At 74.1% G+C, this 25,006-nt stretch carries 24 protein-coding genes, 1 pseudogene and 1 riboswitch; of the genes and pseudogenes, 17 read left to right on the plus strand and 8 right to left on the minus strand.

All coding sequences use genetic code 11. From position 1 onward, the window contains the following. Nucleotides 1-33: 33 nt before the first annotated feature. The 4 genes from OG989_RS30770 (at nt 34) to OG989_RS30785 (ending at nt 3,980) form a co-directional block, all read left to right on the plus strand. The gene (locus OG989_RS30770) at nt 34-978 is read left to right on the plus strand and encodes a beta-ketoacyl-ACP synthase III (protein ID WP_151456435.1); all 945 of its coding nucleotides are present in this window, start codon (nt 34-36) and stop codon (nt 976-978) included. A gap of 83 nt (nt 979-1,061) precedes the next feature. Continuing rightward, entirely contained in the window at nt 1,062-1,301 is a 240-nt protein-coding gene (locus OG989_RS30775) for an acyl carrier protein (RefSeq protein WP_007072348.1), read from the plus strand. A gap of 2 nt (nt 1,302-1,303) precedes the next feature. Then, nucleotides 1,304-2,530 carry a beta-ketoacyl-ACP synthase II gene (gene fabF, locus OG989_RS30780; protein WP_327029240.1) on the plus strand — a complete coding sequence of 409 codons (1,227 nt, stop codon included), beginning with the start codon at nt 1,304-1,306 and terminating at the stop codon, nt 2,528-2,530. 10 nt (nt 2,531-2,540) lie between these two features. Further along, complete coding sequence (locus tag OG989_RS30785; RefSeq protein ID WP_327029241.1) at nt 2,541-3,980, plus strand: acyl-CoA carboxylase subunit beta; 1,440 nt, start codon at nt 2,541-2,543, stop codon at nt 3,978-3,980. A gap of 57 nt (nt 3,981-4,037) precedes the next feature. Here OG989_RS30785 and OG989_RS30790 read toward each other — a convergent pair whose 3' ends face one another. After that, the gene (locus tag OG989_RS30790) at nt 4,038-4,256 is read right to left on the minus strand and encodes a hypothetical protein (RefSeq protein ID WP_151456438.1); all 219 of its coding nucleotides are present in this window, start codon (nt 4,254-4,256) and stop codon (nt 4,038-4,040) included. A gap of 89 nt (nt 4,257-4,345) precedes the next feature. Between OG989_RS30790 and OG989_RS30795 the strand changes: the two genes are divergently transcribed. Both OG989_RS30795 and OG989_RS30800 read left to right on the plus strand, forming a co-directional pair. After that, entirely contained in the window at nt 4,346-5,245 is a 900-nt protein-coding gene (locus OG989_RS30795) for a helix-turn-helix domain-containing protein (protein ID WP_327029242.1), read from the plus strand. A 74-nt stretch (nt 5,246-5,319) separates the two neighbouring features. Then, a complete protein-coding gene (locus tag OG989_RS30800) occupies nt 5,320-5,970 on the plus strand; it encodes a lipoprotein (RefSeq protein ID WP_151456440.1) in 651 nt (216 codons plus the stop codon). 6 nt (nt 5,971-5,976) lie between these two features. Here the strand turns inward: OG989_RS30800 and OG989_RS30805 are convergent, their stop codons facing one another. Together OG989_RS30805 and OG989_RS30810 are read right to left on the minus strand one after the other, a co-directional pair. Next, entirely contained in the window at nt 5,977-7,716 is a 1,740-nt protein-coding gene (locus tag OG989_RS30805) for a glycoside hydrolase family 3 protein (RefSeq protein WP_327029243.1), read from the minus strand. A 77-nt stretch (nt 7,717-7,793) separates the two neighbouring features. Continuing rightward, nucleotides 7,794-8,285 (minus strand): DUF3145 domain-containing protein, encoded by a 492-nt coding sequence (locus tag OG989_RS30810; protein WP_327029244.1) that lies wholly within the window; start codon nt 8,283-8,285, stop codon nt 7,794-7,796. Between the two features lie 307 nt (nt 8,286-8,592). Between OG989_RS30810 and OG989_RS30815 the strand changes: the two genes are divergently transcribed. Next, entirely contained in the window at nt 8,593-8,922 is a 330-nt protein-coding gene (locus OG989_RS30815; RefSeq protein WP_074313395.1) for a hypothetical protein, read from the plus strand. Nucleotides 8,923-9,078: 156 nt separating this feature from the next. On the opposite strand, the gene OG989_RS30820 is transcribed toward OG989_RS30815, so the two are convergent. Further along, entirely contained in the window at nt 9,079-9,666 is a 588-nt protein-coding gene (locus OG989_RS30820; RefSeq protein WP_327029245.1) for a carbonic anhydrase, read from the minus strand. A gap of 147 nt (nt 9,667-9,813) precedes the next feature. Here OG989_RS30820 and OG989_RS30825 point away from each other — a divergent pair. From OG989_RS30825 to OG989_RS30840, 4 genes and pseudogenes are all read left to right on the plus strand, one after another. Beyond that, nucleotides 9,814-10,719, plus strand: a pseudogene (locus OG989_RS30825) (alpha/beta fold hydrolase); the annotation flags it as partial. Nucleotides 10,720-10,969: 250 nt separating this feature from the next. After that, nucleotides 10,970-13,087 (plus strand): HelD family protein, encoded by a 2,118-nt coding sequence (locus tag OG989_RS30830; protein WP_327029246.1) that lies wholly within the window; start codon nt 10,970-10,972, stop codon nt 13,085-13,087. A gap of 76 nt (nt 13,088-13,163) precedes the next feature. Beyond that, the gene (locus OG989_RS30835; protein ID WP_151456406.1) at nt 13,164-14,081 is read left to right on the plus strand and encodes a cation diffusion facilitator family transporter; all 918 of its coding nucleotides are present in this window, start codon (nt 13,164-13,166) and stop codon (nt 14,079-14,081) included. 153 nt (nt 14,082-14,234) lie between these two features. Beyond that, a riboswitch (cyclic di-AMP (ydaO/yuaA leader) is annotated at nt 14,235-14,366 on the plus strand. Nucleotides 14,367-14,379: 13 nt separating this feature from the next. Continuing rightward, nucleotides 14,380-15,465 carry a coiled-coil domain-containing protein gene (locus OG989_RS30840; RefSeq protein ID WP_327029247.1) on the plus strand — a complete coding sequence of 362 codons (1,086 nt, stop codon included), beginning with the start codon at nt 14,380-14,382 and terminating at the stop codon, nt 15,463-15,465. Between the two features lie 76 nt (nt 15,466-15,541). Here OG989_RS30840 and OG989_RS30845 read toward each other — a convergent pair whose 3' ends face one another. Then, nucleotides 15,542-16,009 carry an SRPBCC family protein gene (locus tag OG989_RS30845; RefSeq protein ID WP_327029248.1) on the minus strand — a complete coding sequence of 156 codons (468 nt, stop codon included), beginning with the start codon at nt 16,007-16,009 and terminating at the stop codon, nt 15,542-15,544. Between the two features lie 178 nt (nt 16,010-16,187). On the opposite strand from OG989_RS30845, the gene OG989_RS30850 reads away from it, so the two are divergent. Both OG989_RS30850 and surE read left to right on the plus strand, forming a co-directional pair. Further along, on the plus strand, nt 16,188-17,165 hold the full coding sequence (locus OG989_RS30850) for a 1-phosphofructokinase family hexose kinase (RefSeq protein ID WP_192581522.1): 978 nt from the start codon (nt 16,188-16,190) through the stop codon (nt 17,163-17,165). Beyond that, complete coding sequence (surE, locus tag OG989_RS30855; RefSeq protein ID WP_327029249.1) at nt 17,162-17,986, plus strand: 5'/3'-nucleotidase SurE; 825 nt, start codon at nt 17,162-17,164, stop codon at nt 17,984-17,986. Before OG989_RS30850 ends, surE begins: the two co-directional genes overlap by 4 nt. Nucleotides 17,987-18,044: 58 nt before the next feature. Here surE and OG989_RS30860 read toward each other — a convergent pair whose 3' ends face one another. Continuing rightward, nucleotides 18,045-18,407: an STAS domain-containing protein gene (locus tag OG989_RS30860; protein ID WP_088998998.1), complete on the minus strand. Its 363-nt coding sequence runs from the start codon at nt 18,405-18,407 to the stop codon at nt 18,045-18,047. Between the two features lie 328 nt (nt 18,408-18,735). Between OG989_RS30860 and OG989_RS30865 the strand changes: the two genes are divergently transcribed. Beyond that, the gene (locus OG989_RS30865; protein ID WP_192581635.1) at nt 18,736-18,888 is read left to right on the plus strand and encodes a hypothetical protein; all 153 of its coding nucleotides are present in this window, start codon (nt 18,736-18,738) and stop codon (nt 18,886-18,888) included. 170 nt (nt 18,889-19,058) lie between these two features. Further along, complete coding sequence (locus OG989_RS30870) at nt 19,059-19,466, plus strand: hypothetical protein (RefSeq protein ID WP_121400322.1); 408 nt, start codon at nt 19,059-19,061, stop codon at nt 19,464-19,466. A gap of 264 nt (nt 19,467-19,730) precedes the next feature. Here the strand turns inward: OG989_RS30870 and OG989_RS30875 are convergent, their stop codons facing one another. Next, nucleotides 19,731-20,369, minus strand: a complete 639-nt coding sequence (locus tag OG989_RS30875; protein WP_327029250.1) for a maleylpyruvate isomerase N-terminal domain-containing protein — start codon at nt 20,367-20,369, stop codon at nt 19,731-19,733. A gap of 244 nt (nt 20,370-20,613) precedes the next feature. Next, complete coding sequence (locus OG989_RS30880) at nt 20,614-23,355, minus strand: cellulose binding domain-containing protein (RefSeq protein ID WP_327029251.1); 2,742 nt, start codon at nt 23,353-23,355, stop codon at nt 20,614-20,616. Between the two features lie 280 nt (nt 23,356-23,635). Between OG989_RS30880 and OG989_RS30885 the strand changes: the two genes are divergently transcribed. Further along, nucleotides 23,636-24,322 carry a BON domain-containing protein gene (locus OG989_RS30885; protein ID WP_151457639.1) on the plus strand — a complete coding sequence of 229 codons (687 nt, stop codon included), beginning with the start codon at nt 23,636-23,638 and terminating at the stop codon, nt 24,320-24,322. 83 nt (nt 24,323-24,405) lie between these two features. Beyond that, nucleotides 24,406-24,951 carry a DsbA family protein gene (locus OG989_RS30890; protein ID WP_327029252.1) on the plus strand — a complete coding sequence of 182 codons (546 nt, stop codon included), beginning with the start codon at nt 24,406-24,408 and terminating at the stop codon, nt 24,949-24,951. Nucleotides 24,952-25,006 lie beyond the last annotated feature (55 nt).

Raw genomic sequence — 25,006 nt, forward strand, 5'->3', positions numbered from 1 at the left:
AGTCCCGCAGTCGCGAACGGAAGGACAGCTCTGATGACCGGCAGTCGGATCGTCGCGATGGGGCACTACCAGCCCTCCCGCGTGGTCACCAACGACGACATCGCCCAACTGGTCGAGACCAGCGACGAGTGGATCCGGGACCGGGTCGGCATCGTCACCCGGCGGATCGCCGACGGTGAGACGGTCGCCGACATGGCCGCCGCCGCCGCCGGCAAGGCACTGGCCAACTCCGGGCTCACCGCCGCCGACATCGACCTGGTCGTGGTGGCGACGTGCAGCTCCGCCGATCGCAGCCCGAACGTGGCCTGCCGGGTCGCCGCCAAGCTCGGCATCACCGCGCCCGGGGCGTTCGACCTCAACACGGCCTGCTCCGGCTTCGCGTACGCGCTGGGCACCGTGGACCACGCCATCCGGGCCGGCGCCTCGCGCAACGCCCTGGTCATCGGCGCGGAGAAGCTGTCCGACATCGTCGACTGGACGGACCGCTCCACCTGCATCATCTTCGCCGACGGCGCCGGGGCCGCCGTGGTGTCGGCCGTCGGCGAGGGCGAGCCCGCCGGCGTCGGCCCGGTGGTCTGGGGCTCGGTGCCGGAAAAGGGCGACGCGGTACGCATCGAGGGCTGGCGCCCGTCCATCCAGCAGGAGGGGCAGTCGGTCTTCCGCTGGGCCACGACGGAGCTGGCGCCGCTGGCCCGGCAGGCGTGCGAGCGCGCCGGGGTGGACCCGTCGGAGCTGGCGGCCTTCGTGCCGCACCAGGCCAACGCCCGGATCATCGACGGCATCGCGAAGCGGCTCGGCATCCCGAACGCGATCATCGCCAAGGACATCGTCGAGTCCGGCAACACCTCGGCGGCGAGCGTGCCGCTGGCCCTGTCCAAGCTGGTCGAGCGGCGGGAGGTGCCCTCCGGCGCCCCGGTGCTGCTCTTCGGCTTCGGCGGTGGCCTGACCTATGCCGGTCAGGTCGTCCGCTGCCCCTGAAAGCCCCTCCGGCCGCTGCGCCGGGGAGTGACGGTCGGCGTCGTCGGCCGTCGAATGATCCACGATGAGAGGAACCAACCGCAATGACCCGTGACGAGATCACCGCCGGCCTCGCCGAGATCCTCGAAGAGGTTGCCGGGGTGAACCCGGACGACGTGGCCGAGGGGAAGTCCTTCACCGACGACCTGGACGTCGACTCGCTCTCCATGGTGGAGGTCGTGGTGGCGGCCGAGGAGAAGTTCGGCGTCAAGATCCCGGACAACGAGGTGCAGAACCTGAAGACCGTCGGGGACGCCGTCAGCTACATCGAGGCGCAGTCCTGATCATGGCTCACACCGACGTCGTCGTCACCGGGCTCGGCGCGACCACCCCGCTGGGCGGGGACGTCGCGTCGACCTGGGACGCCATGCTCGCCGGCCGCTCCGGGGTGGGTCCGCTCACCCAGGAGTGGGCCGAGCAACTGCCGGTCCGGATCGCCGCCCGGCTCGCGGTCGAGCCGACCGGCCTGATCGACCGGGTCAAGCTCCGCCGGCTCGACCGGTCCGAGGCGATCGCGATCATCGCGGCGCAGCAGGCCTGGGCGGACTCCGGCCTGGCCGACTCCGGGCTGGACCCGGAGCGGCTGGGCGTCAGCGTCGGCTCCGGCATCGGCGGCGCGCTGACGCTGCTCGCCCAGGACGACATCCTGGAGGCGTCGGGCCCGCGGCGGGTCTCCCCGCACACGATCCCGATGCTGATGCCGAACGGCCCCGCCGCCTGGGTGGGGCTGGAGCTGGGCGCGAAGGCCGGGGTGCACTCGGTGGCCAGCGCCTGCGCGACCGGCGCCGAGGCGATCGCGCTCGGCATGGACATGATCCGTGCCGGCCGGGCCGACGTCGTGGTGGCCGGCGGCACCGAGGCGGTCATCCACCAGCTGCCGATCGCCGGGTTCAGTTCGATGCGGGCGATGTCGACCCGCAACGACGAGCCGGAGCGGGCCTCCCGGCCGTGGGACAAGGGCCGCGACGGCTTCGTGCTGGGTGAGGGCGCGGGCATCGTGGTGCTGGAGCGGGCGGAGCACGCCGCCGCCCGGGGCGCCCGGGTCTACGCCCGGCTGGCCGGCGCCGGACTCACCTCCGACGGCTACGACATCGTCCAGCCGCACCCGGAGGGCGAGGGCGCGATCCGGGCGATCGCGAAGGCGATCGCGGACGCGGGCGTCGCCAGGGCGGACATCGTGCACGTCAACGCGCACGCCACGTCGACCCCGGTCGGGGACGTCGCGGAGATCACCGCGCTGCGCGCGGCGCTGGGTGACCACCCGGTGCTGACCTCGACCAAGTCGATGTCCGGTCACCTGCTGGGCGCGGCGGGCGCGCTGGAGTCGATCGCCACCATCCTGGCGATCCGCGACAGTGTCGTACCGCCGACGATCAACCTGGAGGACCCCGACGACGGGCTCACCCTGGACGTGGCCGCCAACGAGGCGCGCCACATGGACATCCCCGCCGCGCTGAACAACTCGTTCGGCTTCGGCGGGCACAACGTGGCTCTCGTCTTCACGCGGGCCTGAGACCACAGCCATGGAGGCTCACGTGACCACCACCGCCGTTGGCGTGGACACCTCGTCCGTCGCGGACCATCGGGATCCGGAGGTTCGGCTCCGGGCGTTGTTCGACGCCGGTTCGTTGCGGCTGTCGGTGCCACGGGACACCTCGGGTGTGCTGTGGGCGCGCGGTGAGGTCGAGGGCTCGCCGGTCGTCGCGTACGCCACGGACGCGACGCGGATGGGCGGGGCGATGGGCACCGAGGGGTGCCGGCACGTCGTGGACGCGATCGACACCGCGGTGCGGGAGCGGGTGCCGGTGATCGGGTTGTGGCACTCGGGTGGTGCGCGGTTGGCCGAGGGCGTGGTCGCCCTGGACGCGGTGGGTCAGGTGTTCGCGGCGATGGTGCGGGCCTCGGGGCGGGTGCCGCAGATCTCCACGGTGCTGGGCCCGGCGGCCGGTGGCGCCGCGTACGGGCCGGCGCTGACCGACATCGTGGTGATGAGCGGTGCGGGTCGGATCTTCGTGACCGGCCCGGAGGTGGTCCGCAGCGTCACCGGAGAGCAGGTCGACATGGCCCGCCTCGGTGGGCCCGAGCCGCACGGCCGCCGCTCCGGGGTGGTCCACGTGACCTGCGCCGACGACGAGACGGCGCTGGCCGAGACGCGCAAGCTCGCCGCGCTGCTCGGCCGGCAGGGGCGCCTGTCGCCCGACGACGTGTCCGCCCAGGACGAGGGGGGACACGACCTGACGGCGAAGATGCCGGTCGAGACGAACCGGGCGTACGACGTGAAGCCGGTGGTGAAGGCGCTGCTGGACGCCCCCGGGGTGGAACTGCACGCCAAGTGGGCGCCGAACGTCGTGACCACCCTGGGTCGCTTCGCCGGGCGTACCGTCGGGGTGATCGCGAACAACCCGCTGCGCCTGGGCGGCTGTCTGGACGCCTCCAGCGCCGAGAAGGCCGCCCGGTTCGTGCGCATGTGCGATTCCCTCGGCGTACCGCTGATCGTCCTGGTCGACGTCCCCGGCTACCTGCCCGGCCTGGGTCAGGAGTGGGACGGCGTCGTCCGCCGGGGCGCGAAGCTCCTGCACGCCTTCGCCGAGGCCGTCGTGCCCCGGGTCACCCTGGTCACCCGCAAGGCCTACGGCGGGGCGTACATCGCGATGAACTCCCGCTCCCTGGGTGCCACCGCGGTGTTCGCCTGGCCCAACGCGGAGGTCGCGGTGATGGGCGCCGGCGCCGCCGTCAACATCCTGCACCGCAAGAAGCTCGCCGCCGCCCCGGCCGAGGAGCGCGAGGCGCTGCGCGCGCAGCTCGTCGAGGAGCAGACCCGTATCGCCGGCGGCGTCAACCGGGCCCTCGAGATCGGCGTCGTCGACGACGTGATCACCCCGGCCGAGACCCGCCGCCGCATCGCCGAAGCCCTCGCCGCCGCCCCGGCGGCCCGGGGCGCGCACGGCAACATCCCGCTGTAGCCGCACAGACCGTCGTGGGGCCCGCGCTCAGCACGAGCGCGGGCCCTTGCGCGTCGTTCAGCCCCGGTTGCGGGGGTGCTGACGGGCGGTCCGCTCGTTGCCCCGGCGGTAGTTGCCGGTCCACCGGGCCATCACGAGCTGCGGGTCGCCGTCGACCTCGGCGAGGAACTCCGCCGCCCGGCCGCCGCGCAGGGTGCCCGCCGCCCGGCCGTGGTGGGTGATCACGACCGTGCCGTCCGGCCGCTCGACGTACGCGAAACCCTCTGCTGTCCCCATGGGCGCACAGGGTGCCAGGTGGGACGGCCGAGGGCGACCCGGTTTTCCCGCTTGACCCTCCAGCGGCTGGAGACAGGAGGCTTGTCGACGTGGCCGACCGCACCGACCTGTTCACCATCGGGCAACTCGCCCGCCGGACCGGCCTGTCCGTCCGGACGATCCGCTTCTGGTCCGACCTCGACCTGCTCCCGCCCACCGCCCGGTCCACCGGCGGCTACCGCCTCTACGACGCGGCGGCCGTGGCCCGGCTGGACCTCGTCCGGAGCCTGCGGGAGCTGGGGATCGGCCTGGACGACGTCCGCCGGATCCTCCAGCGGCGGACGAGCGTCCGGGAGGTGGCCCTGGCGCACAGCCGCGCCCTGGACGCGGAGATCCGCACCCTGCGGCTGCGCCGGGCGGTGTTGCGGTCGGTCGCCCGACGTGGCAGCACGACCGAGGAGTTGAGACTGATGAACGACCTGGCCCGCCTCTCCGCCCGCGAGCGGCAACGGATCATCGACGAGTTCGTCGCCGAGGTCTTCGGTGGCGTGGAGCCCGGTCCCGGCGGCGACGGGCTGGCCCGGGCGATGCGGACGCTCCCCGCCGACCTGCCCGACGAGCCCACCGACGAGGAGGTGGACGCCTGGGTCGAGCTGGCCGGGCTGGTCGCCGACCCCGCCTTCCGGCTTCGGGTACGGGCGATGGCGGTGGCCGGGGCGGCGGCGACGTCCCCGCCGCCGGCGATGCCCTCCGTCGAGCCGGCACGCGCCGCGCTCGCCGCCGGGATCGCCCCGGACTCCGGGCGGGCGCGGACGGTGCTCGACGAGATGGTGGACCCGGGGCTGTCCCGCGCCGAACGGCTCGCGCTCGCCGACGGCATCGCGACCTTCACCGACCGGCAGGTGGAGCGGTACTGGCAGCTGATCGGGGTGCTCAACCGGCGGCCCCCGTTCCCGCCCGCGGTGCCCGCCGTGGAGTGGCTGGTGGCCGCCCTGCGCGCGGCACCGTAGATCAACCGGATTGACGCCGCCGCCCCGCGCCGCTTTGATGAGCCGGCTCTCGTCGTCAACGGGGAATGGACACCATGCAACGTCGTACCCGCGCCGCCGTGCTCGCGGTGCTCACCATCGGACTGACCGGCGGCTGCGCCGACGGGAAGGAGGCGCCGTCGGCCGGTGGTTCCCCGTCGGCCTCGCCGAGCGTCACCGCCTCGACGGTGACCCCCGGCCCGCCCTGGCACGACGAGGTGGTGGCGGCTCCCGCCGGGACCACGGTGGGCGGCAAGGGTACGCCCTGCGAGCTGCCGGTCACCTTCTCGGTGCCGGCGAGGTGGAAGGTCGAGGCGGTGAAGGGCTCGGCGAAGTTCGGCGAGCCCCGCCTCGGCAAGGCCCTCATGCTGTGCGAGATCAACGCCCGGCCGACCGGCTCCACCGGGTTCCTGCGGGTGTGGCGGGTCGACGGGGTCGCCGGCGGCGCACAGGAGCACCTCAAGTACTTCCTCGACGCCTACTCGCCGGAGGCCGCGGACGCGGAGTACCGGCGGGTGAAGGCCGGCACCGTCGACGCCGTCGAGGCGAGCTACCCCAAGGAGGACGGCGGCACGGTCCACGACCGGGCCATCGCGATCTCCTCCCTCTACGGTCCGATCGTGCTGAGCCTGGACACCTCGGACCCCGTGGAGCTGCTGCCGGCGTACCAGCTGGTCAAGCAGTCGGCCCGGATCAACCGGGACTGACGCGGCTCAGGCGCCGCAGGTCGTGGCGGACAGGCCGGTCACCGGCACCGGGGACCGGCCGCCCGGTCGGGTCTTGCCGGCCAGCACCCCGGCGAGGGCGGTCATCGACACCCGGCTGGAGGAGTAGGTCGCCAGGAGGGTCGGCGACTTGGCCTTCGCCAGCACGTACGGGGTGTCCATGGCGACCGTGACGGCGGCGTCGGCGCGCAGGTCGCCGGCGCCGTCGCCGTACCCGACGAGGTGCACCACCGTGCCGCCGCCGGCCACCACCTTGACCCCGGCCGCCTTGAGCGCCTCGGTCAGCGCCGCCCGCGTGTGCTCGCGCCCGCCGGAGGCGGTCACGGTCACCGGCCCCCGTACGCCGCCGCCGCAGGCGCCCCGCAGCACCGTCACCGCCGCCGCGGCCAGGTCCTCCGCCGCCTTGCGGTGCGCCGGGCCGGCCAGCGTGGACAGCTCGGGCGTGGGCCGGTCGGCCAGCTTGAACTTCATCGTCAGCACCCGGGTCGCGGCCTCGACGAGGCGGGTCCGGGGCAGCGACTTGTCGCGGAGCGCGGCGAGCAGCCCGTCGTACGCCTGACGGACGTTCGGCGGCATGAGGATGAGGTCGTTGCCCGCCTTCAGCGCGCGCACGGCGGCCTCACCCGGCGACCAGCGCTTGGCCGGCGGCATGTTCATCCCGTCGGTGATCACCACGCCCTGGAAGCCCAGCTGGCCACGGAGCACGTCGGTGAGCAGCTTGTGCGAGAAGGTCGCCGCGGTGCCCGGGTCCACCGACCGCGCGTCGAGGTGGGCGGACATCACGGCCATCGTGCCCGCGTCGATGGCGGCGGAGAAGGGCGGCCACGCCCCGGTCTCCAGCGTCCGGCGGGGCTGGTCGAGCACCGGCAGTCCCTCGTGGGAGTCGGCGGCGCTGTGCCCGTGCCCCGGGAAGTGCTTGACGGTGGCCGCGACGCCCGCGGCCTGCAGGCCCCGGACCGCGCCCGCGACCTGCCCCGCCGTCACCTTCGGGTCCGCACCGTACGACCGGGAACCGATCACCGTGCTGCGGGTGGCGAGCACGTCGGCGACGGGGGCGAAGTCGAGGTTGATCCCCATCGCGGCGAGTTCGGTGCCGGCCGCCCGCCAGGCGGCCTCGGTCAGCTCCGGTCGTCCGGCGGCGCCGGCGGCGAGGGCGCTGGGCAGCAGGGTCACACCGTCGGTGATCCGGGTGACCACGCCGTGCTCCTGGTCGGTGCCGATCAGGAAGGGCGCCGGCCCGGCGGGCAGCCGACCGGCGGCCGCGCGCAGGCCGTCGGTGAGCGCGCGAACCTGCTTCGGGTTGTCGACGTTTGTCGTCTCCTGGTTGCCCTTGGTCGGGTCGTCGGCGCTGAAGCCGACCAGGATCAGCCCGCCGAGCCGGTACTTCTCGACCATCTGGGCGGGGGTGTCCACCCCGGCCAGTGCCTGGTTGCCGGCCGCCGAGCCGGGCGAGACCCGGGTGGCCGCGTCGCCGTAGGCGTACGGCATCAGCACCTGGCCGACGAGGTCCTCGTCGGCGAGCGAGGCCACGAGGGCGGCGGCGCGGGCGGCGGGGTCGGTGCCGGGGACGCTCGCGGCGGGTGTCGGGGTGGCCGTCGGGGCGGCGGCGCTCGTCGGTGCCGGGTCGGGGCGGCGGTCCGCCGGCCCGGAGCACCCGGAGACGAGCAGTGCGGTCAGAGCGGCGAACGCGACGCCGGCACGTCGCGGGGTAGTCGACACGCGGCCCATCCCACCAGTTCACCCCTTATCGGGGCAACTTGACCTTCACCCGCCAGGATGAGTCGGCCCCGGTCCGGGCCCCGGCGTCAGCCGACGCGGGTGAGCAGGGTCACCGGCGCGCCGTCGCCGGCGTACCGGTAGGGCTCCAGCTCGGCGTCCCACGCCGTGCCGAGCGCCTTGTCGAGGGCGTGCGCGAGGGCCTCGGGGGCCCGCGCGCCCGCCATGATGCTGCGCAGCCGGTCCTCGCCGAGCTGGATGTCGCCGGCCGCGCCGACGCCCGCCCGGAACAGGCCCCGTCCGGGCACGTACATGAAGCGCTCGCCGTCGGCGCCGGGGCTCGGTTCCTCGGTGACCTCGAAACGGATCATGGGCCACTGCCGGAGGGCAGCAGCCAGCTCGGCGCCCGTCCCCGGGCGACCGGTCCACCCGCACTCGGCCCGGCGTGCGCCGGGGTCGACGGGCTGAGCCGTCCACTGCAGGTTGACCGGCGCGGCGAGGACGCGCGCGATCGCCCACTCGACGTGTGAGCACACGGCGAGCGGGGTCGAGTGGACGTATACGACGCCACGCGTTGGCACGGTGACCTCCCGGAGAGCGAGGTGCGTCTTCCCCTACGACCTCGACCACCCGAGTGGTTGCTGGAACACATGATGACTGGTGTGACGGATGATGCGCCAGGGAATCGGAAAATTCGCGGGTCGGAATAGTCGGACGGGTACCCCGGTTGACCCCTCACGACGCGGTGACCAGCCAGGGACCGCGGTCGTGTACAGTTCCATCGGCGGCCTGTGCCGCGCACATCTTCCGCGGGCCCACCCACCAGGGTGTCGTCCGCACAGCCCCCGGACGTTCCGTCCTCCCGTACGTCTTGCAAGGAGTACCTCCGTGGCGAGCAACACCTCTAAGACCGCGCGCGCGTCAGTCCGGGCCGGCCAGGCTGGCCAGGGTGGCGCCCTCAGCGTGCTGGGCGAGTTCAAGTACCTCATCCCGCTCAACGGCGGCAAGCACGCCTACGTGCGGAACCTGACCAACGGCAAGACCGCGCACCTGCGCACCGACTCCGAGGCCTTCGTCGAGGAGATCCGGGTGCTGGCCGCCGCCGGCCACGCCGCGAAGATCCGCGCCGAGATCAACAACCTCAACACCACCCACCCGGGTGACGGCTGGGACGCCACCGAGAAGCGCCTCGTCGAGGCCGGCGTCTTCGAGGGCTGACCCTCCCCACCCACGCGACACCAGAACCGCCCGCCGGCACCCCCGGCGGGCGGTTCCGCGTTCCCGCCCCCTCCACCCTCGTTGATCATGAAGTTGTTGCGCTCCGCCCCGGCGTGTCGCGACAACAACTTCATGATCAACCGGGGTGGGGGGCTTCTACGGCTCCAGCAGGGTCACCTCGCCGGTGGTCAGGTCGTAGAGGGCGCCGACCACCGTCAGGCGGCCGGCGGCGACCGGGACGGCGAGCCGGCCGTCGGCGCGCAGGGCGGCGACCGTACGGAGCACGTGCCGGCGGACCGCCATCGGGTGCACCCGGGGGTCGTCGACGCCCACCTCGGTCACCGCCGGGGCGATCTGGTCGACGAGGTGGGCCAGCGCGCCGCCCGGCGACCGCCCGCCACGCAACGCGTCCACGGCGGAGGCCACCGCGCCGCACCGTTCGTGCCCGAGCACCATCACCAGCGGCACGCCCAGCTCACCGACCACGTACTCGATGGAGCCGAGCACCGCCCGGTCCAGTACGTGCCCACCGGTGCGGATCACGCAGATCGAGCCGAAGGTCTGGTCGAAGATCGCCTCCAGCGGCACCCGCGAGTCGATGCAGCCGAGCAGTACCGCGTACGGCTGCTGGTCGCCCGAGGCCGCCGCGGCGGCGGTGACGTCGTGGCCGTGCACCGGCTGGCCGCTGACGAAGCGGCGGTTGCCGGCGAGCAGCTCGGCCAGCGCGGCCCGGGGCGACCCCATGCCCTCAGCTTGGCGGGCCCGCCGGCCGCCCGGAGCGGGTTGCGAACCTTCTCACCGACACGGTTGCCGTGGTCTCATGACGGGTAGCCGGTGTTACCACCGGGTATCCCCGGTGTTGCGGATCCGTGCGGCCCTGGGGAGGTGACGATGCCGGAACACGTCGAGGTACGTCTTCCCGATGACGTACGCCTGCACGTCGAGGCGGTTGGACCGGCCGACGCCGAGGTTACCGTCGTGCTGCTGCACGGCTGGACGCTGGACGGGCGGGCCTGGCACCGGCAGCTCGCCGACCTGCGGCAACGCTTCGGCGACGCGGTGCGGGTGGTGACCTACGACGCCCGCGGCCACGGCCGGTCGAGCTGCATGGCGCTGCCCACCGCCACCGTGGCCCAGCTCGGCGACGACCTCGCCGCGGTGCTGGACGAGGTGGCCCCGGCCGGTCGTGTCGTGCTGGTCGGCCACTCGATGGGCGGCATGACGATCATGGAGTACGCGCACCGCCACCCCGCGCACTTCGCCGCCCGGACGGCCGGGCTGGTCTTCGTCTCCACCACCGCCGAGGGCCACACGCACACCGCGTACGGCCTCTCGCCCCGGATCGCCCGGCTGATCCGGCTCGCCGAGACCACCGGGGCCGGCGTGCTGGCCCGGTGCGGGGCCTGGCGACCGCCCCGGGCGCTGCTGCGCGCGCTGCGTCCCAGCATCCGCTGGATGCTCTTCGGCGACCGCTGCGACCCGCACGACATCCGCCTGGTCACCTCGGCGGTGGCCCGCGCCACCCTCCGCTCGATCGGCGGGTTCCGCGCGTCCATCGGGGCGCAGCACCGGCTGGACACCCTCGCCGGGCTGGCCCACCTGCCGGCCGCCGCCCTGGTCGGCGACCGGGACCGGCTCACCCCGCCGCCCTGCGCCGAGTCGATCGCCGGCGCGCTGCCGGCGACCGAGCTGACCGTCTGCCCGGGTGCCGGACACATGCTGATGATGGAACGCCCCGACGAGGTCAACGCGGCGCTCGGCGGCGTGCTCCGTCGCGTGCTCACCGCCCCCGGGGCCGGTGCCACCGCCGCCGCCCGGGCGGACTGGACCGGGCCCGGCGGAGAGCGCGGCACGGGCTGGACCGGGCCCGGCGGAGAGCGCGACACGGGCTGAACCGGGCCCGGTGGGGCCCCTGCGGGCGTGACGCGGGTTCCTTTCCCGCACCGGTGGCGCCGCTGGTTGCGTGCGGGCCGTACCCTCTTGCGGTTGGCCTGGCGCGGTTCGCACGGTTCGCGCCGCCCGCCGCCGACGTCAGGAGGAGCGAGCGGTGACCGACCAGACCACCCTGGAACAGGAGATCGCCGTCGAGCAGCGGCATCTCGACCGGGTGTACGCCCGACTGGCCGAGCTGCGCCGGTCGGCGGTCAGCGCCGAGAAGGAGGGCTACCGGCTCGCCCGGGTGGGCAACTTCGGGGCGCTGGTCGAACGGGACGCGATGGTGTTCCACGCCGCACGGCGGCGGCACATGCTGGACGCCGAGCACGAGGGCCTGGTCTTCGGCCGGCTGGACCTGCTCGACCGGCAGGTGCTGCACGTCGGGCGGCTCGGCATCCGCGACGACGACGCCTCCACCCTGGTGGTCGACTGGCGGGCCCCGGCCGCCGCCGCCTTCTACCAGGCCACTCCCGCGCAGCCGCTGGGCGTGGTGCGGCGACGCACGATCCAGTCCTCCGCCGAGCGGGTCACCCGGATCGAGGACGACCTGCTCGATCCGGTCGCCGCGCCCGCCGACATGGCGGTGGTCGGCGACGGCGCGCTGCTGGCCACGCTGTCGAAGGCCACCGGCCGGGGCATGCGGGACATCGTCGCCACCATCCAGCGGGAGCAGGACGAGGCCATCCGCTCCCCCGGCTCGGGCGTGACGATCGTGTCCGGCGGCCCGGGCACCGGGAAGACGGCCGTCGCCCTGCACCGGGCCGCGTACCTGCTCTATTCCGACCGCAGCCGGTTCGCCGGCGGCGGCATCCTGGTGGTGGGCCCGTCCTCGGTCTTCGTCGAGTACATCGCCTCGGTGCTGCCCTCGCTCGGCGAGGACACCGCCACCCTGCACTCGCTGGGCACGCTCTTCGCGGGCCTGACCGCCACCCGCACCGATCCGCCGGCGGTGGCGGCGGTGAAGGGCTCGCTGCGGATGCGGCGGGTGCTGGAGCGGGCGGCCCGGGACGCGGTGCCGGGCGGCCCGACCGAGCTGCGCCTGCTCTACCGGGGCGAGCTGCTCCGGCTGGAGCGCCGCGAGCTGGACGGCATCCGGGACCGGGCGATGCCCCGGGGCGCCCGCCGCAACGAGGTGCGCCGGGCCGGCTTCGACGGGGTCTTCGCGGCGCTGTGGGCGCAGGCCCGCAGGTTGGGCGTGGGCCGGCTGCCCGAGCAGCGCGCGTTCGAGGACGAGATCGCCGAGCGGCCGGAGTTCCGGGAGTTCCTGAAGGCGTGGTGGCCCCGGCTGCACCCCCGGCACGTGCTGGGCTGGCTGGCCCGTCCGGACCGGCTGCACCGCTACGCCGAGGGGATCCTCTCCCGCGCCGAGATCCGGCTGCTGACCGACGCGTACGGCAGCCTCGACGCCGCCGGGCTGACGATCGCCGACATCGCGCTGCTCGACGAGCTGGACGCGCTGCTCGGCAAGCCGATGAAGCCCGCCCGGGCGAAGCGGGACCCGTTCCAGCTGGCCGGCGGGGTCCGCGAGCTGAGCACCTTCGCCGACCGGCAGCGCGCCGCCCGCGAGGCGGCGCGGGAACGCCCGGACGACTACCGGGAGTACGCGCACGTGGTGGTCGACGAGTCGCAGGACGTCTCGCCGATGCAGTGGCGCATGATCGGCCGGCGGGGCCGGCTGGCCTCGTGGACGGTGGTGGGCGATCCGGCGCAGACGGCGTGGACGGGGGATCCGGAGGAGCTGAACCGGGCCCGGGACCAGGCGTTGGGCCGGCGCAAGCGGCACCACTTCACCCTCACCACGAACTACCGCAACTCGGCGGAGATCTTCGCGGTGGCGGCGGCCGAGATCCGCCGGCTGCACCCGGACCTGCCGCTGCCCCGGGCGGTGCGCTCCACCGGCGTCGACCCGGTCGCGCTGTCGGTGCCGCCGGCGGAGCTGGAGAGCGCCGTCGTGGCGGCGGCCGACGCGCTGCTCGCCGAGGTCGAGGGCACGGTCGGGGTGATCACGCCGGTGCCGCGCCGCGACGAGGTGGCCGGCTGGCTGGGCGGGCTCGGCGCGCCGCGTTTGCAGGTGGTGACCAGCCTGGAGGCCAAGGGCATGGAGTACGACGGGGTCGTCCTCGTCGCTCCGGGCGAGATCCGGGCCGACCCGGGGTCGGGGGTGCGGACGCTCTACGTGGCGCTGTCCCGGGCCACCCAGCGGCTGACCACCGTCGACCCGATCGGCTGAGCCGCCGTTACTTGCATACATAGCGATGTGAGCATAGATTGAACGCGAATCCGGACGCCTGACGGAGGGTGGGCGCGTGGGCGCAGGTCATGACCACCATCACGGGTCGGTGGCGAATGCCGCGCACCGCCACCGGGGCCGGCTCTGGGCGGCGTTCGGGCTGCTCGCCGGCCTCATGGTGGTGGAGGCGGTGGCGGCCTTCCGCACGGGCTCGCTGGCCCTGCTGAGCGATGCCGGGCACATGTTCACCGACGTGCTCGGGATCGGCATGGCGCTCGCGGCGATCGCCGCCACCCGGCGGGCGGGCGCCGACCCGCAGCGCACCTTCGGCCTCTACCGGCTGGAGGTGCTGGCCGCACTGGCCAACGCCATGCTGCTCTCCGGCGTCGCGGTCTACGTCGTGATCGAGGCGGTGCGCCGCTTCGGCGACCCGCCGGAGGTGCTGGCCGGCCCGATGCTGGTGGTCGCCGTGCTCGGCCTGCTCGCCAACATCGGCGCCTTCGCGCTGCTGCGCTCCGGGGCGAAGGAGAGCATCAACGTCCACGGCGCGTACCTGGAGGTGCTCGGCGACCTGCTGGGGTCACTCGGCGTGATCGGGGCCGCGCTGCTGATCGCCACCACCGGCTGGTGGTGGGCGGACCCGCTGGTGGCGGTCGCGATCGGGGTGTTCATCCTGCCGCGCACCTGGCGGCTCGGGCGGGCCGCGCTGCGCATCCTGGTGCAGGCCGCGCCGGAGCACCTCCAGGTGACCGCGGTGCACGACCGGCTGGCCGCCGTGCCCGGCGTCGCCGAGGTGCACGACCTGCACGTCTGGACGCTCACCTCCGGCATGGAGGTGGCCTCGGCCCACCTGACCATGGCACCCGGCGCGGAGGTCGGCGCGGTGCTGGGCGCCGCCCGGGCCGCGCTGCACGACGACTTCCACATCGAGCACGCCACGTTGCAGATCGAGCCCGGAGCGTCGCGCGGGGCCTGCGGGTCGGTTGAGTGGTAATGAGGACAACCTTAAATCTGGGAGAGTATTGTGCGCTTATGCCGGATTTGACTGCTAGTGGACGTACACCCTCCGTCACCTGCGCTGCATCAGTCACACCGGCACCGGTAGGCTCGGCTTCGGCCTCCGCCAGGCGGCACCCACCGGTGCCGGCGGTGGCCGCCGCCTAATCGCCCGGCGGGGCGAACCGGGGAACCATGTTCGTGGGGTGCATCCGCGTCAGCGGTAGGGATCTTCCGTCCCGAACCCGTCAGCTAACCCGGTCGGCGGCTGACGGAAGGACACGTGAATGCCAGTGATGGCACCTGTACGACGACGTGCCGCCCGGACGGCGGCCCTGATCGCCACGATGCTCGCCCTCGGCGCCGCGGTGGCCCCGGTCACCGCCGCCCCGGCGGCGGCCGCCACCCGGGCCGGCCTGCTCGCCGCGGCCCCCGGCCAGGACGAGGAGGGCGGCACCCCCGCCCTGCGGGCCCAGTTGGAGGCCGCCAGCAAGGGCTACCTCGACGCCAAGCGCGCCCTCGACACGTCGGCCAAGCGGCAACAGCAGCTCGCCGCGCAGCTCAAGACCACCGAGGTCGAGCTGGCCGCGCACACCGCCAAGGTCGGCGAGATCGCGGGGGCGGCCTACCGCACCGGCCGGCTCAGCGTGGCGTCCGCCCTGCTCAACAGCAGCTCGCCGGACGGCTTCATGGACCGCGCCGCCGCCCTCGACGCGGTGGCCGCCAAGGAGGACCGGGCCCTGCGCGAACTCCAGGAGACCCGGGACCAGGCCACCCGCACCAAGCTCGCCCTGGACGGCGAGATCCGGGAGCAGCGCAAGCAGGTCACCGTGATGGCCAAGCGCAAGGAACAGGCCGAGCGGGCGCTGACGGTCGCCAACCGCGAGCAGCAGCAACAGCGGCAGCAGTCCACGGGGGCGGGCACCTCGCCGGGCGGCACCTCCAGCAAGACGGCGAAGGCGGCCCCGCGCAACTCCGACGGCTCCTGGCCGCGCGAGTCGTGCAGCGTCAACGACCCCACCCCCGCCAACGGCTGCATCACCCCGCGCACCCTGCACGCGCTCAACCAGGCCAAGGCGGCGGGCTTCACCCGCTACGTCTCCTGCTACCGCCCCGGCGGCTCGGGCGAACACCCGAAGGGCCGGGCCTGCGACTTCGCGGCCCAGAAGGGCGGCTTCGGCGGCGACGCCACCGGCGGCGACCGGACGTACGGCAACAACGTGTCGGCGTACTTCGTGCGCAACGCCGACCGGCTCGCCGTGCTCTACGTGATCTGGTACAGGCAGATCTGGCTGCCCAGCAGCGGATGGAAGTCGTACAGCGGGGCCAACGGCGACCCGTCCAGCGACCACACCAACCACGTGCACCTGTCGGTCTACTGACGCCCGCGCCCCGGTGCCCCGCCCGTCGCGGGTCACCGGGGGCGCGACGGCCACCGCGGCCGGGACCGTCCGGCGGTCAGTCGGCCGGCGACCCGGGCGGGCCCGTGTCGAGGGCCGTGGCGAGGCGGGCGGCCAGCCCGAGGTGGGCGGCGCGGGCCTGGCGGAACGCGTAGCCGAAGAGCGGCGCAGGCGCGGCGAGGGTGATCTCGACCTCGATGCGGACCACGCCGTCGGGCTCCGCCCGCAGCCGGGTGTGGTTGCGCACCGTGGTGGCAGGCCACTGCCGGGCCACGGTGACGATCTCGTCGGCATCGTCGACGAGGACGTCGGCCCGGTAGGTGATCGGCAGGCGCACCGGCCCGGCGGCCAGTCGATCGGTGATGTCGTAGCTGGCCCGCGCGCCAGGACGGGGCGGCACCCGGCGGACCCGGACGATCAGCGGGTGCAGGTCCTCCTGCCGGGTGGGGTCGGCGAGCAGCGCCGCGGCGTCCGGGAGGGAGCAGCGCGCCTGGACGGTGTAGCTGAAGGAACTTCGCCTGAGCACGCCGTCTCCCCAGCGTCGGTGGTCGCCCGATCGTCGCGCATGCCGGGCGCCCTGGCAACGCCGCGCCGATCCCGCCCGGAGTCCGGACGCCCGGCCGCCGACCACACTACGGTCAGCTGGTGGATGGTCACGGCACGTGTCGACCGGCGGAGGATGGGCGCATGAACGGGTACGACGGATGAGCGGGCACGTGATGGTCTTCGCGCCCACGCCCCGGCTGACGGTGACCGTCGACCAGCCCAGCGAGGCGCCGGAGCTGCACCTGCACCCCGGCGGGCAGGGCGTCTGGCAGGCCCGGATGGTGATGTCGCTCGGGGTCGACGTGGTGCTCTGCGCCGCCCTCGGCGGCGAGATCGGCCAGGTGCTGGAGCCGCTGCTGGTCAGCGAGGGGGTGCACCTGAAGGTGGTGGTCCGCGACTCCGGCAGCGGCGGGTACGTGCACGATCGGCGCGAGGGCTCCCGGCAGGAGATCGTGGACGTGCCCGGCCAGCCGCTCAGCCGGCACGAGCTGGACGAGCTCTACAACCTGGCGCTCGGCGAGGGGCTGCGCGCCTCGGTCAGCGTGCTGAGCGGGCCGAACGAGCCGTCCCTGGTCCCGGCCGACCTCTACCGGCGGTTCGCCGCCGACCTGGGGGCCAACGGCAGCCGGGTGGTGGTCGACCTCTGCGGCGAGCACCTCGACGCCGTGCTGGACAGCGGCGTCTTCTTCCTCAAGGTCAGCCACGAGGAGCTGATCGCCGACGGCCGCGCCGACGGCGAGGACGAGGAGCAGCTCACCCGGGCCCTGTACGACCTGCACGCCGGCGGCGCCGAGAACGTGGTGGTGAGCCGGGCCGACAAGCCCGCCCTCGCCCTGGTCGACGGCGAGGTCTTCGAGGTCGAGATGCCCCGGCTGGAGGCGGCCGACCCGCGCGGGGCCGGCGACTCGATGACCGCCGGGGTGGCGGCAGTGGTGGCGCGCGGCGGCGACGTGCGCACCGCGATCCGTACCGGCGCGGCGGCCGGCGCGCTGAACGTGACCCGGCACGGCCTGGGCACCGGCCGGCTCGACTCGATCACCGGCCTGGTCGACCGGGTGCGTCTCGTACCGGCCGGCAGCCGGCCGCAGGAGCGGACCAGCCCCGACGAGCTGGCCGAACGGGCGGCCGAGCGATGACGCTGCGGATACTGGTCACCAACGACGACGGGATCGCCGCGCCCGGCATCCAGGCGCTGGCGCGGGCGGCGGCGGACCGGGGCCTGGACGTGGTCGTCGCCGCGCCGCTGGAGGAGGCGAGCGGCACCAGCGCCGCGATGACCGCCGTGGAGCGCGACGGGCGCGTGGTGGTCCACGAGCACCCGCTGCCGGAGGTGCCGGGGGTGCCGGCGTTCGCGGTCGGCGGCTCCCCCGGCTTCATCGCGCTGATCGCCGTGCACGGCGCCTTCGGGCCGCCGCCGGCGGTGGTGCTCTCCGGCATCAACCGGGGCGCGAACGCCGGACGCGCGGTGCTGCACTCGGGCACGGTGGGTGCGGCCTTCACCGCCGCCGCGAACGGCTGCCGGGCGATGGCCGTCTCGCTCGACGTGCTCTCGGCCGGGGAGGCCACGGCTGCCAGCGGGGGTGCCGCGGTGGCCGCCGCCGCCCGGGTACGCGACGCCGAGCGACACTGGCCGACCGCCGCCCGGGTCGCCCTGGACCTGCTGCCCCGGCTCACCGCCGGGCCGGTGGAGAGCGTGCTCAACGTGAACGCTCCGGACCTGCCGCACGGCCGGCTGCGCGGGGTGCGCCGGGGCACGCTGGCCACCTTCGGCCAGGTGCAGATGACGGTGGCGGAGGCCGGGCACGGCTTCGTCCGCACGTCGCTGGAGGAGCCGGGGCAGGCCGTGCAGCCCGGCACCGACCTGGCGCTGCTGGCCGAGGGGTACGCCTCGGTGACGGCGATCCGCGCGGTCACCGAGGTGGCGGACGTCGACCTGTCGGGCCTCGGCGACACCTGAGCGGCCCGCCTCCGACCTAGCGGCCGGAGCGGAACCGTCGACGACGGCGGGGGCGGGGTCAGGCGCCCGGGAGGACCTCGGGGGTGGGTGCGCCGGCGTAGTAGGGCTCGGGGGCGCCGAAGAGGCCGAGCAGGCCGGTCACCCAGAGCTGCCGGTGCACGAAGCGGCTCGGCTCGGTGACGACGAGCTTGACGCCGCTCACCTCGGCGGTCTGGAAGCCGGCGACCATCGCGCTGATGCCGACCGAGTCGATGAAGGTGACGAGCCGCATGTTCAGCTCGATCCGACCGGGGCGCCCCTTGGTCAGGACCTCGGCGATCGCCTCGCGCACCTCGTACGCGGTGTCGACGTCGATCTCACCCCGTGGGGCGATCTCGATGACACCACCGGGCAGGACCGACTTCACGATCGACAGGCTCACGCGAGCACCTCCACTCGCCCGTCCGACGGGCGCCTCATCAGTACGCGGGCCGCGACCGAGAGTATTCCTCTGACGGCCTCGGTCGCCACCCCTCGGGATGAGCAATTCGCGGATCAGGGCACAGCAAGTCGCCCTTATCCGAACTATTGACGTTTTGTCCGACCGACGATCAGCTGCCGCTGACACGTCGCGCCCCAGGGTAGCCGGCTCCCGCCGGCACCGCCCAACAGCCGGTCCCCCGGCGTGGCCCGTACCGCTTCGGCCCCGGGCCTTGCCCGTTCTGCCTAGCATCGGCTCGGAGACACGACTGCGACCGGGAGGACGATCGATGCTCAGGAGACTTGCCGCACTGGCCGGCGTCAGCGCGCTGTTGGCCCTCGTACTGGCCTGCGGGTTCGGCGGTGGCGGGGGCGACGATGACGACGACGACGGCGACGACGACTTCGCGCGGGGCGTGACCGTGGCGGTCGCCGTCCGCTGACACCGAGCCCGTGCGCCGCCCGCCGGCGTCACCTGGGCCGCCGCACCCGCAGCACGGGGGTTTGCGGAGCAGCCCCACGGGGCACAGGCGGAAACGAGCGAACCGTCACACGCCGGTGCGACGCCGAAGTCGAAATGGCCGCCGGCTTCGGCCCCGAGGAGGTAACCACCATGTTCGGAAGCAACCTGCTGGACCGCCGCAGCAAGCCCGAGCGGATCACGGACCAGGCGTGGCAGCACCTGGTCTCGGCGGTCAGCTCCGCCAGCGACAGCGTCCGGGACACCGCCCGTTCGGCCCGCCGAGGCGGCTCCGGTCTCGCCGACGAGGCCGGCGACCTGGTGGGCTCGGCGGCGGACGAGGCCCGGCGCCGGGCCACCCAGGCCTTCGACGCGCTGGCCGGCCGCCGGCCGGCGCTGCCCTGGACGCTGCTGATCGGCGCCACGCTGGTCGGCGCGGCGATCGGCTGGGCCGCCGGCACCGCCGCGCGGGCCGCCGGCAGCCGGGGCGACCGGGCGATGGACGACATCGAGTTCGTCGACGTCGACCGACCCAACTCCCCCGTCGGCCTCGACGGCTGACCGGTCCGGCACACGCTCGCGACGAACGGGCCCCGGTCGACCATCGAGGTCGGCCGGGGCCCGCGCCTGTCTCAGGTGACGTGCCGCGACAGGCGGCCCGCCGTCGAGCGGCCCACCGTCCCGCGGCCAGTCGTCGAGCGGCCCACCGACCTGCGGCTCACAGCCCTGATCAGAGGCTCGCGGCTCAACGGCCCGCGGCCGGCGGCTCACGGCCCGCGGCGAGCGGCCCTGCTTTGAAGGCTCGCGGCCCTTCGAAGAGCGGCTTCAGAGGGCGGCGACGCTCGCCGGAGCCCGCTCCGCCCGGCTCAGGGCGCGCAGCACCGCCGGTTGCCCGTGCCGGCGTACGGCGAGACGGGCCAGCAGCGTCAGCACCGGGTCAACCGTCTCGGCCGGCAGTTCCGGGGTGGGCACGCCGACGCTGACCGCGAGGTCGTCCGCGTGCACGACGAGTTCCATCAGCCGGGTGGCCAGGTAGTCGTCCAGGGTGAGCGACCACGGGCCACGGGCGACGTGCACCACCCGATCGGACGGCTCCGCCGCCAGCACGTCCGTCAACTCGTGCAGCGTGGCGGCGCACCGGTCGACCAGAGCGGCCGGGCCGTCGGCGGCGAGGCCGTCACCGGCGCGGCGGATGGCGACGTTCACCGTGGCGTCGACCGGGGCGCCGAGCCAGGTGCCGCGCGCGTAGTGGTCGAGCAGCCCCACGGGGTCGCCGGCGGGGACGGTTGCGGCCAGCACGGCGGGGACGCCGAGCACCTGGCTGGCGAGGTGGCCGGCCAGGCCCCCCACGCCGAACGCGGGCAGGGCGCTCGGTTCGTTCCAGCGGGTTGCTACGGCGGGGTCGGCGAGCAGGTCCACCGCCGAACGCGCGGCGGTGAGGTAGGCCGTCCTGATCGGACTCACGGAGGATCCCTCCTTCGACGGGCGAAGCTCCGAGCCTATGGCTTGCGGGGACACCGGCCCTCTCGGTGCGTGCCGGGTAACCCGCCTCCCCTCCCGGCCACGAACCGGAGGCGGTGCCGACCGGACCCGGGCAGCCGGAGCCCGTCCGCGCCGGTAGGAGACCCGGGCCGCCGGCCGCTCCGCACGACCGCGCACGTCCCGCCCCTGGTGGGGACGGGGGTGCGCGGTCGGCGGAGCGCGGCGGTCAGCGGGCGGTGCAGGTGACGGTGGCCGGGGCGGTGTTCGCGCCGGTCGTACTGCCCAGGAAGCCGGCGGTGGCGGTGGCGCCCGCACCGAGGGCGCCGTTCCAGCCGGCGTTCCGGACGGAGACGGTCGCCCCGGTCTGGGTGTGGGTGCCGCCCCAGAGCTGGGTGATCTGCTGACCGTCGGGGAAGGTCCAGCCCACCGTCCAGCCGGCGATCGCCGCGCTGCCGGCGTTGCGGACCACCAGCTCGCCCTGGAAGCCGCCCTGCCAGGAGCCGGTGACCCGGTACGTCGCCGTGCAACCGCTGGTCGGCGGCGGCGTCGTGGGAGGCGGGGTCGTGGGCGGCGGCGTCGTGGGAGGCGGGGTGGTCGGGGGTGGGCTGGTCGGAGGTGGCGTCGTCGGGGGCGGGGTGGAGGTGGTCGGCGTCGGGTCGGGCGTGCCGCCGAGCCGGTCCGCCACCAGGATGCCGCGGCCGTTGGTGCCGAGATAGACCCGGCCGTAGACCCGGGGGTCGCCGGTCAGTGCCTCGCCCGCGTTGCCGTACTGGTGCTGGTCGTCGTTGATCCGCACCCAGGTCGCGCCGGTGTCGTCCGAGCGGTGCACGCCGGGCCGGCCGTCGACGGTGCCGAACAGGTACAGCGCCGGGTACGTCCGGCCGGGCGCGGCCTTGCCGAAGCCGACGTTGCCGGCGGTGCTCACCCCGGCCTGCTTGGTGAAGGTGGCCCCGGAGTCGGTGGAGCGCCACAGCCCGCCCTCGCCGGCCAGCCACAGCTCGCCCTCCCTGCCGGGCAGTGCCTTGAACTTGACGTTTCCGGTGCTGGGCAGGCCGGCGGCGGCCGAGGCGGTGAAGCTCGCCCCGCCGTTGGTGCTGACGTAGAGCTTGCCGCCGCTGAAGCCGTAGAACTTGTTGGGGTCGACGCGGTCGGACTCGATCGTCGCGTTGGCCGGGATGCCCGTCGACGCGGTCCACGAGTTGCCGAACCCGACCGAGTGCACCACCTGCTGGCCGGCGTCTCCCGGCGCCCAGACGAAGCGGCTGCCGTCGGCCGACGCGGCGACCGTGCCGCCGCTGTTGACGCCGGACGGCTCGCTGCCCTGGAACCAGTTGGCGCCGCCGTCGGTGGAGAACGCGACGTGGCTGTCGTTGGGGCGGTCCGCGTCGGTGAAGTTGCCGGCGCGCACCATCACGGCCGGCTTCGTTTCGGCGTAGTCCAGGCTGGTGGTGCTGGTGAAGGTGGGCTGGGTGAACAGCATCGGCGGCACGGCGTCCAGGTCGGTGTGCCGGAAGCCGCCGATGTCGCCGAGCGCGCTGACCAGCGGCGCCCCGGAGGGCGGGCTGACCAGGTCGAGCACCGCGGTCTCCTCCAGGCCCCTGACCATGGGCTTGATGGTGAACTGGCCGCCGGTGTCCCACTTGGTGAGGTCGGTGCTGCCGTAGATGGTGGCGCCGGTGCCGTACATGAAGCGGTTGCTGTCGTGCGGGTCGATCTCGACCGACTCGTTCATCCAGCCCAGCTTCGGGGTCTCCTCCGGCGGGGCGGGGTTGCTGCCGAAGGTCAGCCACGGCACCGAGCTGACGTCCATGGTGTAGCGCTTGGACCTGTTGGGGTAGCTGGTGAAGTCCCAGATCCGGGTCCAGGTGGCTCCCCCGTCGGTGCTGCGCCAGAAGATCGCGTCCGGCCACCAGGAGATCTGGGTGGCCACCATGAGGGTGTTCGGCTTCTGCCGGTCGATGGTGAGGCCGCTGTAGCCGAAGTACGCGTCGGTGCTGGTGGACGGGACCGGGCTGATCCGCGTCCACGCGCCGGTGGCGCGGCTGAACTTCCAGACGTCGCCCTTACCGCCGTCGTACGGGCCGCCGGTGTCGCTGGTGGCGATGTAGAGGAAGCCGCCCACCGGGTCGACGACGCCCTTGTGCGCCAGGTAGCCGGTCGGCTGCCCCGCGATCCGCTCCCAGGTGGCGCCGCCGTTCGTGCTGCGGTAGACCGGGTTCTCCTTATCGGCCACACCGACGTAGATCGTCTGCGTGGCGGTGCTGGCCGTACCGGTGCTCTTGTCGAAGCTGACCCAGGTCAGGCCCTGGTTCTGGCCGTTGTAGCCGTTCGGGTCGCTCGGGTCGGCCCGGTAGTTGCCGACGTTGGGGAAGTTGGTCACCTTCGCCCAGGTCGCCCCGAAGTCGGTGCTGCGCCACAGGCCGTTGCCGCCCTCGGCGCCGTAGTACAGGATGCTGTTCCGGTTGGGGTCGACGGCGAGCCGCTCGCCCATGCCCCGGCCGGGCATGTTCCCGCCGTTCTTGAACGGCAGCTCGGTGACCTGCCAGGTGGCGCCCTTGTCGGCCGAGCGGAGGATGGCGCCGTTGTTCGGGTCCCAGTCGTTGGTGTACATCCCGACGGCCGCGTAGACGCGGTTGGTCTGCACCGGGTCCGTGGCGACGCTGACCACGCCGTTCCAGCCCCACTTGTCCTCGCCGACCCAGTCCAGCAGCGGCGTCCAGGACTGCGTGGCCTGCGTCCACCGGTACATCCCGCCGATGTCCGTGCGGGCGTAGATCAGGTTCTTCTCGGTGGGGTTGAAGACGATGCCGGGGACGAAGCCGCCGCCGTCGATCCGGACGTTCTTCCAGGTGTACGGCTCGGCGGCGGCTGCGGCGGTGGGCGCGCCGGCCGCGGTGAACGGTGCCGCCACGACGGCCGCGGCGACGATCAGCGCGGACACGACCGCGCCGGCGTAACTTCTGCGCATCTGCGGTTCCTTCCGGGTTCGGACGCCGGGAGCCGACGTGGAGACGGCCGGACCCGGCAACGGGTACGTGCGGAATCGCGCCGGAGCTGCCCTGGCTCCGGTCATCGGCGCGACGGCTCCCGCACCCGAGGAACGCGCTTACCCTAACCGATCCGACCGGCCGCCTGGAAGCGCTCCCAAGGGTCACCCGGGCGGGGTGAGGGGCCCTCACCCCGCCCGGCGCCAGGATCGGTCCCGGCGAACCCGTGCGCACCGGCAGCTATCCCGTGAGGAGTGACAGATGGCCATCGAAACGATCAGCCGTACCGACCAGGACATCCAGTCGGCCGTCCTCGACGAGCTGACCTGGGAACCCCGGGTACGGCCGCACGAGATCGGCGTGACGGTCGCCGAGGGCGTGGTCACCCTGACCGGCCGGGTGGACAGCTACGCCAAGAAGTGGGCCGCCGAGCGGGCGGCGCACCGGGTGGCGCGCGTCCGGGCGGTCGCCAACGACCTGGCGGTACGCCTGGGCACCGGCGCGGAACGCGCCGACCCGGACATCGCCGCCGCGGCCGGGCACACGCTGGAGTGGGACGCGTTCGTGCCCCTGGAGCAGCTCGACGTGACCGTCTCGCACGGCTGGGTCACGCTGCACGGCGAGGTGGACTGGGAGTACCAGCGTCGCGCCGCCGAGCGCGCCGTGGCCCGGCTGACCGGCGTACGCGGGGTCAGCAACGGCATCACCGTCCGCCCGGACACCCGGCCGGACGGGCACGACCTGGCGGTACGGATCGTCGACGCGCTGGCCCGCAACGGGGCCACCGAGGCGGAGCGGATCACCGTCCGGGTGCACGGCGACACCGTGCTGCTCGGCGGGCTGGTCCACTCGATGCCGGAGCGGGCCGAGGTGGAACGGACCGTCTGGTGCGCGCCGGGCATCCGCGAGGTGCAGAACCACATCGCGGTCGCCCCGGTGCTGGGCTGAGCCGGGCGCCGGACCACCCGGACGGGGTGAGCCACCCTCACCCCGTCACGGAGCAGGCTGGGAGACATGACTGAGGTGACCCGATGACCACTCCACTCCAGGTCACCGCCCGCCTGCGGACCCCGGTGACCGGGCACGACAACGTCCGCGGGCCGGTGGACGCGCCGGTGACCATCGTCGAGTACGCCGACTTCCAGTGCCGGTTCTGCGGAGCCGCGTACGCGAACCTGCGGGAGCTGCTGCGACAGCGGGCCGACACGGTGCGGCTGGTGTACCGGCACTTCCCCATCACCAACATGCACCCGTACGCGGAGCAGGCCGCCGAGGCGGCCGAGGCGGCCGGCCGGCGCGGGCAGTTCTGGGCGATGCACGACTGGCTCTACGAGCACCAGGACCAGCTCGACCCCGTGCACCTGTCGCTCGGCGTGGAGCAGCTCGGCCTGCCCGCCGACGAGGTCGCCGCGGAGGTGAAGCGGCAGGCGCACGGCGACCGGGTGCGGCGGGACTTCGTGGGCGGCATCCGCAGCGGCGTCCACGCCACCCCGACCCTGTTCGTCAACGGCACCCGCCACGACGGCGACTACGACCTGGCGGACCTCCTGACGGCCGTCGACGCCGCCACCCCGTAACCCCCCTCCCCGCCCGCTCCCGTCGATCATGCAGTTCTGGTGCCCCGCAAATGGG

Source organism: Micromonospora sp. NBC_01740 (assembly GCF_035920365.1).
Lineage (GTDB): Bacteria > Actinomycetota > Actinomycetes > Mycobacteriales > Micromonosporaceae > Micromonospora > Micromonospora reichwaldensis.

What these genes read in the sequence shown, in the direction of transcription:
- OG989_RS30770 (WP_151456435.1), top strand. Translation starts at nt 34, where the DNA reads ATGACCGGCAGTCGGATCGTCGCGATGGGGCACTACCAGCCCTCCCGC.
- OG989_RS30775 (WP_007072348.1), top strand. Translation starts at nt 1,062, where the DNA reads ATGACCCGTGACGAGATCACCGCCGGCCTCGCCGAGATCCTCGAAGAG.
- fabF (WP_327029240.1), top strand. Translation starts at nt 1,304, where the DNA reads ATGGCTCACACCGACGTCGTCGTCACCGGGCTCGGCGCGACCACCCCG.
- OG989_RS30785 (WP_327029241.1), top strand. Translation starts at nt 2,541, where the DNA reads ATGGAGGCTCACGTGACCACCACCGCCGTTGGCGTGGACACCTCGTCC.
- OG989_RS30790 (WP_151456438.1), bottom strand. Translation starts at nt 4,256, where the DNA reads ATGGGGACAGCAGAGGGTTTCGCGTACGTCGAGCGGCCGGACGGCACG.
- OG989_RS30800 (WP_151456440.1), top strand. Translation starts at nt 5,320, where the DNA reads ATGCAACGTCGTACCCGCGCCGCCGTGCTCGCGGTGCTCACCATCGGA.
- OG989_RS30805 (WP_327029243.1), bottom strand. Translation starts at nt 7,716, where the DNA reads ATGGGCCGCGTGTCGACTACCCCGCGACGTGCCGGCGTCGCGTTCGCC.
- OG989_RS30820 (WP_327029245.1), bottom strand. Translation starts at nt 9,666, where the DNA reads ATGGGGTCGCCCCGGGCCGCGCTGGCCGAGCTGCTCGCCGGCAACCGC.
- OG989_RS30840 (WP_327029247.1), top strand. Translation starts at nt 14,380, where the DNA reads ATGGCACCTGTACGACGACGTGCCGCCCGGACGGCGGCCCTGATCGCC.
- OG989_RS30850 (WP_192581522.1), top strand. Translation starts at nt 16,188, where the DNA reads ATGAGCGGGCACGTGATGGTCTTCGCGCCCACGCCCCGGCTGACGGTG.
- surE (WP_327029249.1), top strand. Translation starts at nt 17,162, where the DNA reads ATGACGCTGCGGATACTGGTCACCAACGACGACGGGATCGCCGCGCCC.
- OG989_RS30865 (WP_192581635.1), top strand. Translation starts at nt 18,736, where the DNA reads ATGCTCAGGAGACTTGCCGCACTGGCCGGCGTCAGCGCGCTGTTGGCC.
- OG989_RS30870 (WP_121400322.1), top strand. Translation starts at nt 19,059, where the DNA reads ATGTTCGGAAGCAACCTGCTGGACCGCCGCAGCAAGCCCGAGCGGATC.
- OG989_RS30880 (WP_327029251.1), bottom strand. Translation starts at nt 23,355, where the DNA reads ATGCGCAGAAGTTACGCCGGCGCGGTCGTGTCCGCGCTGATCGTCGCC.
- OG989_RS30885 (WP_151457639.1), top strand. Translation starts at nt 23,636, where the DNA reads ATGGCCATCGAAACGATCAGCCGTACCGACCAGGACATCCAGTCGGCC.
- OG989_RS30890 (WP_327029252.1), top strand. Translation starts at nt 24,406, where the DNA reads ATGACCACTCCACTCCAGGTCACCGCCCGCCTGCGGACCCCGGTGACC.